The sequence below is a fragment of the Ruegeria sp. AL11 genome, from assembly GCF_056540865.1.
Window position 1 is genome coordinate 217,390 of record NZ_JBQFXO010000004.1, and the last position, 15,339, is coordinate 232,728.

Below are 15,339 nucleotides of genomic sequence, written 5' to 3' on the forward strand. Positions count from 1 at the left end.
ACTCGAAGGGCAGACGATGACACAAGACAACAAACTGGACAGATTTCCTCGCGCCCAATTCATGTCAGGCCCAACCCCATTGGAGCGGTTGGACAGGTTGTCTTCGGAATTGGGCATCGACCTCTGGCTGAAACGCGATGACCTAACCGGGCTTGGGTTTGGCGGAAACAAAACGAGGCAGCTTGAGTTCTATTTCGGTGATGCCCTTCAGAAAGGTGCGGATACCATTCTGATCACCGGCGCAGTTCAGTCAAACTTTGTTCGGTCTGCGGCAGCCGCCGCAGCAAAACTGGGCATGCAATCCGTCCTGCAACTGGAAGAGCGTGTGTCGGATATGGGCGAGGCGTATTACAGCTCTGGGAATGTGTTTTTGGCACAAATTCTGGGTGCCGAACACATGACCTACCCCGAGGGCGAGGACGAAGTCGGTGCGGACGCTGCGTTGCAAGCTCGCGCCGACGAGTTGAAAGCAGAAGGGCGCAAACCTTATGTCATTCATCTGGGATTATACCATCCGCCGTTGGGTGCTTTGGGCTACGTCGTCGCTGGACAAGAATTGTGTCAGCAGATGCCTGATATCGATGCGATTGTTGTACCCTCAGGTAGTGGAGCCACACATGGCGGCTTGTTGACTGGAGTAGCCTTGGAAGAAAACACCGCTTCTGTGTTTGGCGTCTGCGTACGCCGCGATCGCGATAAGCAAATGGCCCGCATGAAAACCGTTCTGCAGAAACTAGCGGATTTGTTGGATATCGACGCAGCGCCGTTGCATGACAGGCTTAACGTCATGGACGAAGCGCTGCCTCCCGGCTACGGCAAACTCAGTGGAGGCACGCGGGCTGCATTGGACAAGATGGCTCGCAAAGAAGGAATATTCCTTGATCCCGTCTATACCGCAAAAACCTTCGCAGGGTTGTTGCATTTGGTAAGCGAAGGGAAAATCCAACCCGGACAGAAAGTCGTCATGGTGCACACGGGTGGATTGCCTGCACTCTTTGGGTACCAAAACGAGTTGGCAAGCGGCCTATCCTAAATCCCCCCCAAAAAATTTCCAATACTGGGAGAACAGAAAACATGACCATTACCCGGATCGAACCCACGCTCTTCCAAAGCCTTTAGCGGGGTTGATTTTCCGCCGCCAGATCACCCTGTCAGCAGAACAAACCTACGTCTCAAATCAATTCCCTTTCTGTGCCTCGATGACCGTCAAAGCACTTGATGTTCCGATGCCGACAACTACAACAAAGGCTCAAGTGAGGACCTTAGCAGCAAGACCCGTAGATGACGGGGTGGGGGACAAAGCAGACATATTCTTGCGCCGAATCTTGTCATCCGTATGCTCATTTTGACAACAGAAGAAACGGAGCATTCGCCTACATGAAGTTTTTCTCCCGCAGAACTTTCTGTGCATTCTCAATGGTTTTGGCTTCGTTGATGACCGTACCAAGCCTTTCATTCGCACAGGTTGCAGAGACTGTAACCTCTCAAGTCATTTATGTTCCATCTTACTCGCGAGTTTTCACGCAGGAGGGTCGCAGCGAACCGCTCGCTTCTACCCTTGTTGTGCACAACATTAGTGCTCAATCAGAGATCAAAGTTGAGCGTGTCGACTATTACGACAGAGCGGGGCAGCTTCTGGAAACTCTCATCAATGAGCCCGTTCAACTGATGCCATTTGGGTCGATCAATGCGCTTGTTCCTATTGGTAGTGTCGGAGACGGGATTGGCGCGAACTTCGTCGTCACCTGGTCGGCAGAAGTGCCAGTACAGCCCCCCATCGTTGAAGCAATCATGGTCGGTGGAAGCGGCACTCAAGGAATCTCTTTTACAAGTCGAGGTCAGGTGTTGTCACAAACACCGTAGCACCCATCACTACTTTTGCTTCGAAATAGCCAACTCGATCATCGCGCTAGTACTTTGTCCTATCTGACTATTAATTGCGACAGCGACAGGAACCCACTTTGGGCTATTAGCCAACCCTGGCTACAAGAACTTAGATGGCGTTGGGGCGGACAAAACAGCCTTTCGCAATATCTTTCTTTAGGCAGTAGCAGAACCAAGTAACTCCGTTCATTCCAGTAAGAAAGTAACGCGCAATGTGACGCAAAGATCGTTCAATGGATGCCGCTGAACGAACTTAACCTTCAAGTTTTTTTTGCGCGACAATATAGCGGCTTTGGAGCATTGAGGCTTGATCAGACGTATAGAGGATATCGAAACCTGCGGACGCAATTTTACTTTCAAGCACTGATCCAGGCACAAAATGCACAAATGGGGCTTTACCAATAGCCTGCAGGATTGGGATCGCGACCCGGCTGATCATCGCATACTTAAAACCACCGTTCTCAGGTGCGCAAACGGTTTTGGATATGAAAAACCCACCGGGTTTTGTAAGTGCGGAAATGTGCTCAAGCGCTTGGTCCAAATCGGGCAGGAGATGAAGCAAATTGTGCGCCAGGACCGCGTCGTAAGACCCTTCGTCAAGACCGTGCTCAAGAACTTCGGCCACCTTGAAAGTGACATTCTCCAATCCTTCTTTCGCACGCTTCTCATCGGCAATCTCGATCATGCCCGGAGCGAGGTCCGTCGCGGTGATATGGGCAACATGCGGTGCAAGCAGCAGCGCGGTTGAACCCGTCCCGCACCCGATTTCCAGTACGTTGTCGTCCGCTTTCAGGTACGATTTCGTAATCTCGAGCGTTTTCAGATACCCTTCCATGTTGCGGATTGGGTCTGCCGCATACTTTTTCGAAATTTTGCTCCAGAACGCCGCATCCTTGGACAAAGCAGTCATTTCATTTCTCTCTTACAAGGTTGTTGCCGTACCCTTTACTTCCAAACAATCATTTATGGAATTGCCACAATCCGCAGAACTGTTATGCATAAATGCATGAATTGGAACGCCATCAATTTCGACTGGAATCAAGTAAGGTCCTTTCTTGCGACAGCCGAAGAAGGCTCATTTTCCGCAGCGGCGCGCGTTCTTGAGCAAACTCAACCCACTGTCGGTCGTCAAGTTGCGGCACTGGAAACGGCGCTTGGCATCACCCTGTTTGAAAGAGTTGGCAAGTCGCTTAATTTGACGACCGCTGGCGCCGAGCTTTTGTTGCATGTCAGAGAAATGGCGGATGTAGCAAACAGGATTTCTCTTACTGCGACAAGCCTGTCGCAAGCTGTTGAGGGGCAAGTCAGGATTACTGCATCCGATGTGATGTCTGCCTACCAGCTGCCGCCGATACTGAAAAAGATCAGACTTGCGGCACCGCGACTAGAGATAGACATCGTTGCTGCAAATGACATAAGAGACATACAGCGTCGTGAGGCTGATATCGCCATCAGACATGTACGCCCAACTCAGCCGGATCTGACAGCAAAGCTTGTCGCCGAGGCCAGCGCCCATTTTTACGCAGCACCTTCGTATCTTGATCAGGTGGGACGGCCGAAAAATGAAAATGAACTTGCGAAATTGGACTTTGTCGGGTTCGGGGACATCGACACGATGATCGGTTTTCTCGATCCGGCGGGCATTAAAGTCACCCGAAAAAGCTTCAGGATTGGCTCACAAAGTGGGATTGTATCCTGGGAACTAGTACGCCAAGGTTTTGGCATAAGTGTAATGTCGGATGATGTGGCTGCCTTAACGCCGGGTGTGGAGCGCGTGCTCCCCGAGCGTGAGCCGTTTAAGTTCCCGATTTGGCTGGCGACGCACTCCGAGTTACACACCGCAAGAAGGATCAGGTTGGTGTTTGATCAACTGGCGGACCAACTTAGCGCAGGGACCATCAGGTAATCCGGGAGTTCGCTTAATGTCACAGGCTATTCCAACGCTTCACTTGCTATGCGGCAAAGTTGCTTCTGGGAAATCAACTCTGGCAGCGGAACTCGCGGAAAGAGACGCGGCCGTGCTCATTTCGGAAGATGAATGGCTCAGCGCCCTGTTTGGCGACCAGATGAAGTCCCTTCAGGACTACAGGAATTGCGCTTTGAAACTGCGGCCGGTCATGGGTGGTCACGTAGCTTCTCTGCTGAAGGCTGGCGTTTCCGTCGTTCTCGATTTCCCAGCGAACACAATTGAAAATAGAGCTTGGATGCGCGACCTGCTGGAAGACACTGCCGTGAAGCACCACCTTCACTTTTTGGATGTGCCAGATGAGGTTTGTCTGCACCGGCTGCGCGAGCGCAACAGAGAAGGCGCTCATGCCTTTGCAGCAACGGAAGATCAATATCGCCGAATTGCGCGGCATTTCGTGCCACCATCACCCGTAGAAGGTTTCAACATCATAACTCACCGTCAGTAACGCCAGAAATTCTAAGTGTCGCGGCGGCTCCAAACATTGTTCCGCCCCCTGCTCTGGATCGACGGATGGCGAATGCTCACAGACAACTTTCACGGGGTCTCAAGTTCAGAGTTCGAGCGACAATAAGAGGCGCATGTCAGTGGGTTCTTCATGGGTCAAGGCGGAGGCAACACCGGCAATGTCGCTTAAGCCGACTATCGGTTAGTGTACGTCACTGGCAGGCCTGGGCAACGCACCGGCCAGAACAGGCTCCAGCAATCACCTTCAGAATAGTTTTGCGCCGTCAATGCAGCATGGACAATGGTGCGAAGCACCGAGCAAGTTACCCACAAGCTATCAAAACATTTCTGGCTTGGTTTCACCTCAGACAATCACTGAGCAACTTCTCGGGAGCAGGTGCATGGTGCTCGTCCAAACCCCCTGAAATAAGCCTGCAAAATGTGGTAGGAAAAACTGTCATAAGATCGTTATGCAAAAGCGGCAACAATTCTCGTTGCCAGCCAATTCGAAAGGTCACCCATGTCATTTTCCAGCCGCTCGTCAATTTCGCGTCGCCACTTTCTTGCAACAACTGCCGGTGCAGCGGCCATCACCTTGCATCCTTTTTCAGTTTTTGCTGCCAACAACCAAGCGCATCTGCGCATTATGGAAACAACGGACATCCATGTTCATGTGTTCCCCTATGACTACTATGCTGACAAAACCCGTGACACCGTGGGCTTGTCCCGTACGGCCTCAATCATCAACGAAATTCGTTCTGAGGCGACGAACTCGATCTTGGTCGACAATGGCGATTTTCTTCAAGGGAACCCAATGGGCGACTACATCGCCTATGAGCGTGGTATGAAAGAAGGGGACGCCCACCCGATTATCACCGCGTTCAACACGATTGGCTATGATGCCGCCACTTTGGGCAATCACGAATTCAACTACGGACTGAATTTTCTGGAAAAATCACTCGCGGGCGCGGAGTTCCCGGTCGTTTTGGCTAACGTTTCAAAGGCACAAGGCGCAACTCCACGTGACGACAAAACGCTGATCAAACCTTACGCAATGATCGACCGTGAAATCGAAACTGGCGACGGGGCCAAGCACTCAATCAAAATCGGCGTAATTGGCTTTACACCGCCGCAGATCATGAACTGGGATCGAAAGCACCTGGAAGGCAGTGTTCAAGCCCGCGATATCGTCGAAACCGCGCGCGCATACGTGCCAGAGATGAAAGAACAAGGGTGTGACCTAGTCATCGCCCTTTCACATTCTGGGATCGGCGACGCCAATCATGTCGACGGTATGGAAAACGCATCCGTCGTTTTGGCGGGTGTTGACGGGATCGACGCGTTGGTCACGGGCCACAATCACCTTGTTTTCCCCTCGCCGACATTTTCGGACCGACCCGGTATCGATGTCGAAAAGGGCACCCTGATGGGCAAACCTGCTGTCATGGGCGGCTTCTGGGGATCACATCTTGGTTTGCTGGATCTGTTGCTGGAACGAGACGGAAACGAGTGGCGCGTGGTTACCACGACGTCCGAGGCCCGTGCGATTTCTCAACGCAATGAAGACCGTTCAATCACCGCTTTGGTCGGAGACGATCGGAAGGTTCTCGACTCGGTTGCGAAGGATCACGACGAAACGCTCGCCTATGTCCGTCGAGCAGTCGGCAAGACATCTGCTCCATTGCATAGTTATTTCGCGCTGGTTGCTGACGATCCGTCTGTGCAGATCGTTTCAATCGCACAGAAATGGTATGTCGAAGAAATGCTGAAAGGTACCGAGCACGCAGGTTTGCCGATCCTGTCAGCGGCGGCGCCGTTCAAGGCGGGTGGTCGCGGAGGCCCCGACTACTACACCGACGTCCCGGTCGGGGATGTTGCTATCAAAAATGTGGCTGATCTGTATCTCTATCCAAATACGGTGCGCGCAGTGCGCGTGAACGGTGTTCAACTGCGTGGTTGGCTGGAGCGTTCGGCCGGAATGTTCAACAAGATCGAGCCAGGCTCAGAGGACGCGGTTCTACTGAACCCTGAGTTTCCGTCCTACAATTTCGATGTAATGGATGGTGTGACATACCAGATCGACCTTTCACAACCGTCGCGCTTTGGACCAAAGGGCGAAGAGGTGAATCCAGACGCAGCCAGAATTGTGAATTTGTCCTTCCAAGGTAAACCGGTCACTGATGACATGGAGTTCATCATCGCCACCAACAATTATCGTGCATCGGGCGGAGGTTCATTCCCCGGCGCACTGGGTGATACAATTGTATTCGAGGCCCCGGACACAAATCGCGACGTCATTGTGCGCTATATTGTTGAACAGGGAACGATCAACCCAAAAGCGGACGCCAATTGGTCTTTTGCACCTCTTGAGAACACAACCGTGCTTTTCGAGACCGGTCCTAAGGCCCGAGACTACATTGGCGAAGTCAAAGGCGTTTCAATCGAAGACGCCGGAGATGGCACAGACGGTTTCGCAGCTTTCCGCATCAAGCTCTAGTACAATCTCATTTGCTTACTTTCAAAAATCTAGGGGTCACCTAAAGCAGCTATCATCGCGCTTATGCTGACCGCCCGCCTGCGATGCTTAAACTCTATAAGTATTTATAAAAAATACTGATTTTGGATCCTTGCGAACCATTGAGCAGGCGCAGCATAAGCCCCTGCCCTGCTTTCCCACCACCTATCAACGGCCCAAACTAGATTCTCGACGGCCTGACTAGAAACTGCGGTCGCAATTTGCTTTCCCGACATTCGATGCAGAAGCTAAATGTGTAGTGGGTTAAACCTACGCGCAGCGGACTAAAACCACCGTTAACACTTGCTGGCAAATCGGCCGCTTCAATCGAAACAAAAAACTCCACGGATTCAAGTGATCGTTCGCTGTAGTTGCAAAAGGATTGAGCAAAAAGGATGACGCGAAACTAAGCTCGCAAAACTCCCCTGTCGGAAACGTCAGAACGGCTGCTGCGTAGTCTATCTAACGCGTGCTGTGGGGCATTTGAATTTACCGTTCACACTCGCGGTGTCGCGATCTGGTGCTGATCTCATGGTACTCAGAAACCTTCCGGCCTCGTGCATTCACCACTACTTGCTCAAAATTTCTATAGTGTATTCTCGACGGGCCCCGGCAGGCGGAATTGGAAAAGGTGCAGCCGCGCGCACCTGTGACAAGGCGATCCGGTCCAAACGCTTTGAACCTGAACTGCGGGCAATGTTGGCCGATACCAAAGCTCCGCTGTCAGCGATGCGAAACGTCACTAGAACCACGCCGCGGATGTTCACGCTTTTGCGTCTCGCGCGAAGGATCTTGCGTTTGACCTTGCCCGCGTAGTTGCTTGCATCGGCATTGCCCTGGGCCGAGGTTGTACGGGCTGTCTTTTCTGCGGCGGCTTCTCCCTTGTTGGTTTCGCCCGTTGTATTGCCCTTTTTTCGAGTGCGTTCACCATTGCCTGCTTTCGTAGCTTGCTGGGCGACTTTCTTTTTCTCAAGTTCTGAGGTTTGCACGGGAGGCGTTGCAGGTTTGCGTTTGGGCTCAGACTCAGACTGTTTGGCTTGGGTCACTTCGGGCCGGCTTGCCTTTTGAGGAACCGTCGCTTTCAATGCTCCTTTCGCCGAAGGCACAACCTGTTTTGCGATAGGTTTTGCGGTCTTCGCTGTCTGCACCTCGGAGTTTGCTCGTTTTACTGGTTGATCAGGCTCTACAGTCGTTTTCCGTGCCACGGTCGGCGCAGATGCAATAGTTCCAGTAGTGAAATCCTTAAAGGACGTCCCAAGCGCCGCAGTGTCGACCGAGCTTCCACCTTCGATTCGCGTCGTCGTTTGTGTGCCAAAGTCATGCAAAGCAAGACCATGGGTCGCGGCGGCCAACACGATAGCAGATACGGCTATGGCGCGAGAACTGGGGATCATTGCAGAGCCCTTTGTGTCACCACAAAGACCTTGTTTGCGCCCAAGGCACGAAGGGCATCACTAACCGCTTTCAGCCGTACCGCTGGAAGCGCGCGGTCGGGAACCAAGCGTACTACTTCCAGCGGCAGGTCAATTGAAGCGCGTTCAACATAGGCTTCAACATCTGTCAGCTCGGCCCCGCGATACTCGAGCACACCATCGGCACGGATGACGAGCGCATCTGGCGGCTCGCGCCCTTCAAGGTTCTGCGTTTCGACCAGTTGCACCGAGTTGCCAAGCGGTGGGGCAAGCGTACCCGCAATCATAAAGAAAACCAGCATCAGGAAGACGACGTTGATCAGAGCAATTGTGGGTTCTCGGGTTCGCCTCGCCCTTGGCTTCAGTTGCATCATCCGATCACCTGTGTCCGCAACTGCGCCACACCTTTCAAAGCCGTCAGCAGGTCAATCAGTTGTTGCGAGGTTGCGCTCTGGCCGAGACTGATCAGTGCCATTTGTTCAGAAGTCCCGTCGAAAAGCTCTGTAACGCTATCCAGGGTTGTTACGGTCCCGTCGACCAGAAGACGATCCTGTTCAAGCTTCACAAAGCGGATCGGGATGTCTTGGTTAGCCCCTCCTGCCGAAGCCGTTGAAAACTCAATCTCGCCGAATTTCGAGAAGGTTGAAGTAAGCATGAAAAACAGCAGCAGCAAAAAGATAACGTCGATCAACGAGGTCATCGACAGGTGCTTGCGCCGCTTGGTGCGGGTCTCAAGTGCCATGGGCAAGAGCTGCCTTTGGCATCTCGGTCGCTTTGCATTCTGCGGCGTGACCAGGTGCGAAAGCGGTGCGTAAGGCACGGTTGGTAAAGATGCGCTCACGCGTCATGCGTGACTCGAACCAAGTCAGCACAAGCGAGGTTGGCATGGCGACGGCTAACCCCGCAGCCGTTGTTAGCAGGGCAACCCAAATGCCGCCAGCAAGCAGTGCAGGATCTACCGAATTGCCTGCGCCTTGCAGGGTCTGGAAGGCTTCGATCATGCCAAGAACAGTGCCGAATAGCCCCAGTAGCGGTGCAAGCTGTGACACCACATCAAGCACGTTGAGGCCCCGTTCAAGCCCGGCAAAGCGTGCTTCGGCCTCGGCATCGGCACGCTCGGACAGCGTGCTGCTATCTCCACTGAATGACATGGCGATCACCGGGGCCAGATAGCTGCGGCTTTTGTCCAGATGCGCCATCGCAACAACCCGGTCCCGGCGGTCCCAGGCTTCAATCGCCAAAGACAGCTCGAAATGGCGACCGACGCCGGCGGCCGCATATTGCCAAAGCTTGTAAATTACGAGCGACAGGGTTGCGACCGAGGTTGTGATCAGGATCGCAACAACCGGCCCGCCAAGCGCAAGGACGTCTGTCAATTTCTGAATGATCGTATCCATTGGCCTATCCAATTATTTCCGTTTCAAGGCGGCTTTTGAGTGTCAGGTTCGACATGCAGGCATTCTGCATGCCTCCTTGATGCGCACATTCCTGAGCGTCGTTGATCAGGATACGAGTGATTTGGTTGCAGGCCATTCCATCGAACTGAAATTGGCGGACCCTAGGACGCCCTGCGGGCATATCCTCGAAATCCAGAAGCGTGAGCAGAGCAACGCCACCTTCGGCGCCGAATAAGACCATTTCGTAGACGGCGCTTTCGATATCGGCGTTATAGGTATTCTCGACTAAGAAGCTGAGGAGGCAACTTTGGTCTCGTTCTTCCGCAGAACTCAGCTCTACCGAAACGCCACCGGTCTCTTCGGCAGAGGCAAGGCCTGCCCCCAGAATTGGGAGCAAGGCCAGCAGGACCAACCGAGCATTTCTTTTCGACGCCATTCGCATAACTGGTCCTTTCTTTTCTTGATCAGAAGGTTTTGGCCACGGTCAGCTTGAAGTTCCGACCCGGCGCATTGCGCGTCGACAGGTTCGGCAGGTAGTTTTTGTCGAAGATGTTCTCGATACCTGCCCTAACTTCGAACCCTGCAAGCGCGCCTTCTTGCGGGAAGTAGGACGCGCGCAATGTGTTCACGCCATATCCGGCAACCGGGTCGCCTGAGGAATCAAAGCCAGATCTGGCTCCGAAAAGTTCCCAGCTGACATCAAGCGTTTCGCCAAACCGTTTGCCGAATGTGATCCGCGCCGAATCCGACGGTTCGTTGCGCCAGCGGGACTCCTGCCCATTTTCGTTGGTTTCCGTGCCGCTTACGACATTGGCGTTAAAATCGACATAGAACCCGCCAGCGTTCGCGTATGAGGCTTCGATTTCCACACCACGCGTTTCGACCTTGTCCAAAAGGACTAAGGCTCCGGTAATCGGATTCGACTGATTGTACGATGTGACATCCCGCAAGTTGGTGTCGTAGAAATTCACCTTGGCGCGCACGACGTCGCCCTCGGCAAAGATATCTCCGCGATTGAACGAAAACCCTGCTTCCCAGGTGCGCGATTTCTCGGGTTGGGTCATGAATACCGGGGTGCCAAGGTCGTCGATGATGGGCAGGCTTTCAGTGTATGCACCGCCGCCAAAGATGCCGAAACCATTTGCGAATTCGTACCGCGCCGACAGACCCCCCATCAGAGCATCGTTATCGTAGCTCTCATTGAAAGCTGCTGTATCGCCATCCCCCTCGATGTCCTGCGTTTCGTAGCGCAGCGCTGGTGTGATGGTCAGTTGATCGCCGATCTGAATGTCATCGACAGCGAACAAGGCAATCCGACGATCGGTCCCACCAGGAGCTGACGGGGCATCCAGACGCTCTCGATTGATGAACTCGATCCCGGCTCGAAGATCATGCGAAGCGATTCCAGTTTGGAAATACGAGGTATTCTTGATCGTCAGTTTGGTGGTTTCATAGTTATGTGACGCGTCCGCCAGAGCCCGAATGCTTGGGAAAAACGGAGTTCCCTCTAAGCTAGAGGAGCCAGGAACATAGCTGCTGTCGATGGACTGCTCGGAATAACTGAGGTTCACATCCAAATCGATCAGATCGTTGTCCGCTGGCCGGTATTGATACCGCAGTATGCCAATCCGGGTTTCGATATCACGATCCACATTGCCAAATGCGTCTGCGGATGTACCGAATGAGTCATATGGAACGTCGCGCTCTTCCGAGGTCGACTGGTTCCAGGACGCGGTAATCGAATGCTCCAGGTTGTCGCCGAAGCTGTATTTACCCTTCGCCAACAGGGAAGGCAGGGTAAAGGCGCTGTTGCCGATTGTATCGCCATTCCCGTCTTTCTGATCGTCCTGATCGCGATAGGTGTAGTTGAACAGGAACTCGGTCTGCTCGTTCGGCTGCCACGCCAGAATCGACGACGAGGCAAAGCCGTTGCCGTTTGAATACCCTTCCAACGTCTGTCGGAACCGGAAGCCGGGCTCACCGCCGGTGAAATCCGAGGCGTCTTTGGTTTCCAATTGAACCACACCGCCGACGACGCCCGAGCCGAATTCAAACGACCCGACAGTGCCCCGGATCACCGACACGCTTTTGTAAAGTTGTGGATCGGTGAAGAGTTGGTTGCCGATCCGATACAGCTCTTCCGAACCGGTTGTTGCCCCGTCGATCAGAATGAGAACCTTCTGGTCGGTGCCGAAGGTGCTGTTGGCACCGAAGCCGCGAATGTTGATACCTGACCCCTGCGGTGTCGAGCCATTCACCAGAGTCACACCAGGCACCGTATCGATCAGCTCTGCAACCGTGTTGGCCTGACGGTCGTTGATCTCTTCCTGATCGATATTGGTAATAGGTACTGCGGTGTCGGTCTGGATTTCCCGTTTGCTTTCGCCCAGCTCAAGTGTGCCCAGGAACCCATCATCCTGTTCCTGCGCCCAAGAGGCCGCTGCGATCAAACTGAGGCAAGAAGCGGTGCCAAGTTGGCCCGCCTTTCGAATTGAAGCACGCATTTCTGTCCCTTCGAGTGGTTTGAGGACCGGAGATGCTTGCAGTTCGCTGGCTAAGGTCAGTCTTTTTTGGTGTTTTTTGGAATCGCCTTTCAGCGATGACTTGTGCTCGTTAATAAAGCTTACTAAAACAGTCAACATATTTCCGTGACTGAGTTTGCAGTCACTGCCAGCGGGCCAATGACGCGATCATGGGCCAGGCCAGCGCTTCACAAAACCACTCGAAGATGGGAAATCCACTATGGAACAGGTGCTTACGGCCCCTCAGGATATTCGTGCCGCCTATGCAGAGAAGGCTGGCAAACGTGATCGCGATCTGGCGGAATCACTTGGTTTGTCCGAAGGGCAGCTGGTGGCGGCCTTCACTGGGCATGGCGCAACAAGGCTGAGATCAGACATGGATGCGCTTTTTGGCCAGTTGAACGGGTTGGGCGAAGTCATGGCGCTGACTCGCAACCCGTCCTGCGTGATCGAGAAAGTCGGGCAGTACGACAACTACCATCCAGGCGCTCATGCCGCGATGGTCCTAACCCAAGAGATTGACATGCGCATATTCCCCAGTCATTGGGTTCACGCCTTCGCGGTCGAGCGTGAAACAGAAACCGGAACACGCCGCTCGATTCAGGTCTTTGATGCGGCCGGAGACGCGGTTCACAAGATTTTCCTCCGAGACGGCTCGGATCTGGATCACTGGACACATCTGGTACAGATGCTGGCCGCAGACGATCAATCACAGACGATGACTGTCGAGCAGCGCAAACCAGCCGAGGCACCCAAGGCCAATCCAGACAAAACTGAAGTCCTGCGCAATGAGTGGGCTAAGATGACGGACACGCATCAGTTCATGCGCTTGACGTCGAAGCTCAAGATGAACCGGTTGGGGGCATATCGTATTGCCGGTGCGCCTCTGGTTCGGGCGCTTGACCCAGACACAATTCCGCAAATGTTCGAACAGGTGCGCGACCAAAGGCTTGAAGTCATGGTCTTTGTCGGCAATCGCGGTTGCATTGAAATCCATGGTGGCCCAGTCAAAACCCTGAAACAGATGGGGCCTTGGTTGAACGTGCTGGACCCGGATTTCAACCTGCATCTGCGCACCGATTATATTGCCGAGGTCTGGGCCGTAACCAAACCCACCCAACGAGGACCCGCTGTTTCAATTGAAGCGTTTGACGCTGAAGGCGGATTGATTTTCCAGATATTCGGTCGACGCGCCGGCGATACTGACCACCGCCCCGCCTGGGATGCGCTGGTCGCCGGGTTATCCGAAAAAGCCGAAGAAGAGGTGGTGTAGTGCGACAGCTTCTATCTCTCTGCACGGCTGCTTTTCTCTCTGCCACAACTCTGAAAGCCGACGAACAACGCGTGATCGCGATTGGCAGTTCGATCACCGAGATCGTCTATGCTCTCGGGCAGCAGGACCGGCTTGTGGGCCGTGATCGGACCTCAACTTTCCCCGCCGATGCCTTGGAATTGCCGGATGTGGGCTATCGGCGCTCTCTGTCACCCGAAGGCGTGCTGTCCGTCGCGCCCGACCTGATCCTGGCATTGGAAGGCTCCGGCCCGCCAGATGCCATTTCGGTGCTTCAAGAAGCCGGTGTGGATTATGTATCCATCGATGATGAGTTTTCCCGCGATGGGATAGTGGAAAAAATTCGCGCGGTGGGAGCCGCTTTGGGCGTTGAGACTGAGGCTGAAAAGTTGGCTGCAAGCGCCGCGCAACAACTGGATCAAGCGCAGGAGAGTGCCTCGATCGCCGCTGGTGCGGAGCCATTGAGTGTTTTGTTCATCCTCTCGGCGCAGGATGGAGAAATCACCGTCGGCGGGGCCGACACTCAGGCCGACAGCATTATCAGAATGGCGGGCGGTGAAAACGCTGCGGCAGGCATTTATGGATTCAAGACCATGACGTCAGAAGCGTTGGCAGTCACCGCGCCCGACGTGATCCTGATGATGGAGCGGCGCGGCAATCACGGAACTTCGGACGAAGACGTTTTTGCAATGCCCGCGATCCAACTGACCCCGGCAGGGCAGAACAAAGCCCTGATCCGTATGGCAGGTGCGTATCTTCTGGGCTTTGGCCCGCGTACAGCAGATGCAATTTTGGACCTATCGGCGGCGCTGCAAAACGCGAGCGGATCATGACGCTGGCGTTAGACCACGGCGCTCCGATGCGCGTTGACGCGCGAAGGATCAGGGCCAGGCGCGTGACGCTGTTTCTAGTTGTCGTCCTGACCGTAACAAGTGTGGTCAGCGTCTCGGTAGGAGCGTCCGAAGCCTCGCTGACGATTGCAGTCTCGGACTTACTTCAGGGGCGTGAGTTGTCGGACCTGAACCGGATCATTCTATGGGACATTAGATTGCCCCGTCTGGCGATGGGAATACTTGTTGGTGCGGCGCTGGCAGTCTCGGGCGTGGTGATGCAAGGGCTGTTCCGCAATCCGCTGGCCGATCCTGGCATTGTCGGCGTGAGCGCGGGTGCTGGGTTGGGCGCGATCACAGCTATCGTCTTTGGCGGCCTTTTGCCCAGTGCGCTCCTCGCGTGGGTGGGCGATGGGCTGATTGCCGTCGCTGCCTTTTTGGGGGGATGGGCCTCGGTTCTGATCCTATATCGCGTGTCAACGCGCCAGGGGCAAACATCGGTCGCCACAATGCTGCTTGCGGGCATTGCACTGGCAGCTTTGGCGGGAGCGGTATCTGGTGTGATGATCTACATGGCTGACGATCAGCAACTCAGAGACCTCACCTTCTGGGGCATGGGCTCACTGGCTGGTGCGACGTGGACCAAGGTTGCAACGGCTGCCCCGATTATTTTGGCTGCAATTATCTGCACACAGTTTCTTGCCCGTGCTTTGAACGGTTTGGCGATGGGTGAGGCTATTGCCCATCACATGGGTATTCCAGTCCAGCGAAGCAAAAACCTCGCGATCCTGACGGTTGCTGGGGCAACTGGTGCCGCCGTTGCCGTGTCGGGTGGCATAGGTTTTATCGGAATCGTGGTGCCGCATCTGCTGCGTCTCAGCACTGGACCAGACCACCATCGCTTGCTGATGAATTCAGCTCTGCTGGGGGCCACGCTGCTGTTGTGCGCAGATATGATCAGTCGCGTGATCGTTGCTCCGGCGGAGTTACCGATTGGGATCGTGACTGCGATCCTTGGCGCGCCGGTGTTTTTCTGGATCCTGCTTCGACGCCATGGCTCAATGGGAATGTAAGT

General features: G+C 54.2%; 16 protein-coding genes. 8 read left to right on the top strand and 8 right to left on the bottom strand.

The window, feature by feature from the left end; translation table 11 throughout:
* Positions 1-16 precede the first annotated feature (16 nt).
* Positions 17-1,033, top strand: a complete 1,017-nt coding sequence (locus tag ACR0IP_RS08505; protein ID WP_480524975.1) for a D-cysteine desulfhydrase family protein — start codon at positions 17-19, stop codon at positions 1,031-1,033.
* Between the two features lie 344 nt (positions 1,034-1,377).
* Complete coding sequence (locus tag ACR0IP_RS08510) at positions 1,378-1,863, top strand: DUF3124 domain-containing protein (RefSeq protein ID WP_170377112.1); 486 nt, start codon at positions 1,378-1,380, stop codon at positions 1,861-1,863.
* 274 nt (positions 1,864-2,137) lie between these two features.
* Here ACR0IP_RS08510 and ACR0IP_RS08515 read toward each other — a convergent pair whose 3' ends face one another.
* A complete protein-coding gene (locus tag ACR0IP_RS08515) occupies positions 2,138-2,794 on the bottom strand; it encodes a class I SAM-dependent methyltransferase (RefSeq protein WP_480524977.1) in 657 nt (218 codons plus the stop codon).
* 96 nt (positions 2,795-2,890) lie between these two features.
* Between ACR0IP_RS08515 and ACR0IP_RS08520 the strand changes: the two genes are divergently transcribed.
* Positions 2,891-3,790 (top strand): LysR family transcriptional regulator, encoded by a 900-nt coding sequence (locus ACR0IP_RS08520; RefSeq protein WP_480524978.1) that lies wholly within the window; start codon positions 2,891-2,893, stop codon positions 3,788-3,790.
* Between the two features lie 16 nt (positions 3,791-3,806).
* Positions 3,807-4,298, top strand: a complete 492-nt coding sequence (locus tag ACR0IP_RS08525; protein ID WP_170718644.1) for an ATP-binding protein — start codon at positions 3,807-3,809, stop codon at positions 4,296-4,298.
* A 467-nt stretch (positions 4,299-4,765) separates the two neighbouring features.
* On the opposite strand, the gene ACR0IP_RS08530 is transcribed toward ACR0IP_RS08525, so the two are convergent.
* Complete coding sequence (locus ACR0IP_RS08530) at positions 4,766-4,921, bottom strand: hypothetical protein (protein WP_480524980.1); 156 nt, start codon at positions 4,919-4,921, stop codon at positions 4,766-4,768.
* A gap of 22 nt (positions 4,922-4,943) precedes the next feature.
* On the opposite strand from ACR0IP_RS08530, the gene ACR0IP_RS08535 reads away from it, so the two are divergent.
* Positions 4,944-6,794 (top strand): bifunctional 2',3'-cyclic-nucleotide 2'-phosphodiesterase/3'-nucleotidase, encoded by a 1,851-nt coding sequence (locus ACR0IP_RS08535; RefSeq protein WP_480524982.1) that lies wholly within the window; start codon positions 4,944-4,946, stop codon positions 6,792-6,794.
* A gap of 587 nt (positions 6,795-7,381) precedes the next feature.
* On the opposite strand, the gene ACR0IP_RS08540 is transcribed toward ACR0IP_RS08535, so the two are convergent.
* From ACR0IP_RS08540 to ACR0IP_RS08565, 6 genes are read right to left on the bottom strand one after another with little or no spacing between them, the layout of a single operon-like run.
* A complete protein-coding gene (locus tag ACR0IP_RS08540) occupies positions 7,382-8,164 on the bottom strand; it encodes a TonB family protein (RefSeq protein WP_170377102.1) in 783 nt (260 codons plus the stop codon).
* A gap of 38 nt (positions 8,165-8,202) precedes the next feature.
* A complete protein-coding gene (locus ACR0IP_RS08545; RefSeq protein ID WP_170690293.1) occupies positions 8,203-8,598 on the bottom strand; it encodes an ExbD/TolR family protein in 396 nt (131 codons plus the stop codon).
* Positions 8,595-8,966 carry a biopolymer transporter ExbD gene (locus ACR0IP_RS08550; protein WP_170377098.1) on the bottom strand — a complete coding sequence of 124 codons (372 nt, stop codon included), beginning with the start codon at positions 8,964-8,966 and terminating at the stop codon, positions 8,595-8,597. Before ACR0IP_RS08550 ends, ACR0IP_RS08545 begins: the two co-directional genes overlap by 4 nt.
* On the bottom strand, positions 8,956-9,621 hold the full coding sequence (locus tag ACR0IP_RS08555; protein ID WP_170555951.1) for a MotA/TolQ/ExbB proton channel family protein: 666 nt from the start codon (positions 9,619-9,621) through the stop codon (positions 8,956-8,958). The genes ACR0IP_RS08550 and ACR0IP_RS08555 overlap by 11 nt, the downstream gene beginning before the upstream one ends.
* 4 nt (positions 9,622-9,625) lie before the next feature.
* Positions 9,626-10,057: a hypothetical protein gene (locus ACR0IP_RS08560; protein WP_480524985.1), complete on the bottom strand. Its 432-nt coding sequence runs from the start codon at positions 10,055-10,057 to the stop codon at positions 9,626-9,628.
* A gap of 28 nt (positions 10,058-10,085) precedes the next feature.
* The gene (locus ACR0IP_RS08565) at positions 10,086-12,125 is read right to left on the bottom strand and encodes a TonB-dependent receptor domain-containing protein (RefSeq protein ID WP_170640040.1); all 2,040 of its coding nucleotides are present in this window, start codon (positions 12,123-12,125) and stop codon (positions 10,086-10,088) included.
* Between the two features lie 238 nt (positions 12,126-12,363).
* Between ACR0IP_RS08565 and ACR0IP_RS08570 the strand changes: the two genes are divergently transcribed.
* From ACR0IP_RS08570 to ACR0IP_RS08580, 3 genes are read left to right on the top strand one after another with little or no spacing between them, the layout of a single operon-like run.
* Positions 12,364-13,416, top strand: a complete 1,053-nt coding sequence (locus tag ACR0IP_RS08570) for a ChuX/HutX family heme-like substrate-binding protein (RefSeq protein ID WP_170640041.1) — start codon at positions 12,364-12,366, stop codon at positions 13,414-13,416.
* Positions 13,416-14,267 (top strand): heme/hemin ABC transporter substrate-binding protein, encoded by an 852-nt coding sequence (locus ACR0IP_RS08575; protein WP_480524987.1) that lies wholly within the window; start codon positions 13,416-13,418, stop codon positions 14,265-14,267. Before ACR0IP_RS08570 ends, ACR0IP_RS08575 begins: the two co-directional genes overlap by 1 nt.
* Positions 14,264-15,337 (top strand): FecCD family ABC transporter permease, encoded by a 1,074-nt coding sequence (locus ACR0IP_RS08580; protein WP_480524989.1) that lies wholly within the window; start codon positions 14,264-14,266, stop codon positions 15,335-15,337. The genes ACR0IP_RS08575 and ACR0IP_RS08580 overlap by 4 nt, the downstream gene beginning before the upstream one ends.
* Positions 15,338-15,339 lie beyond the last annotated feature (2 nt).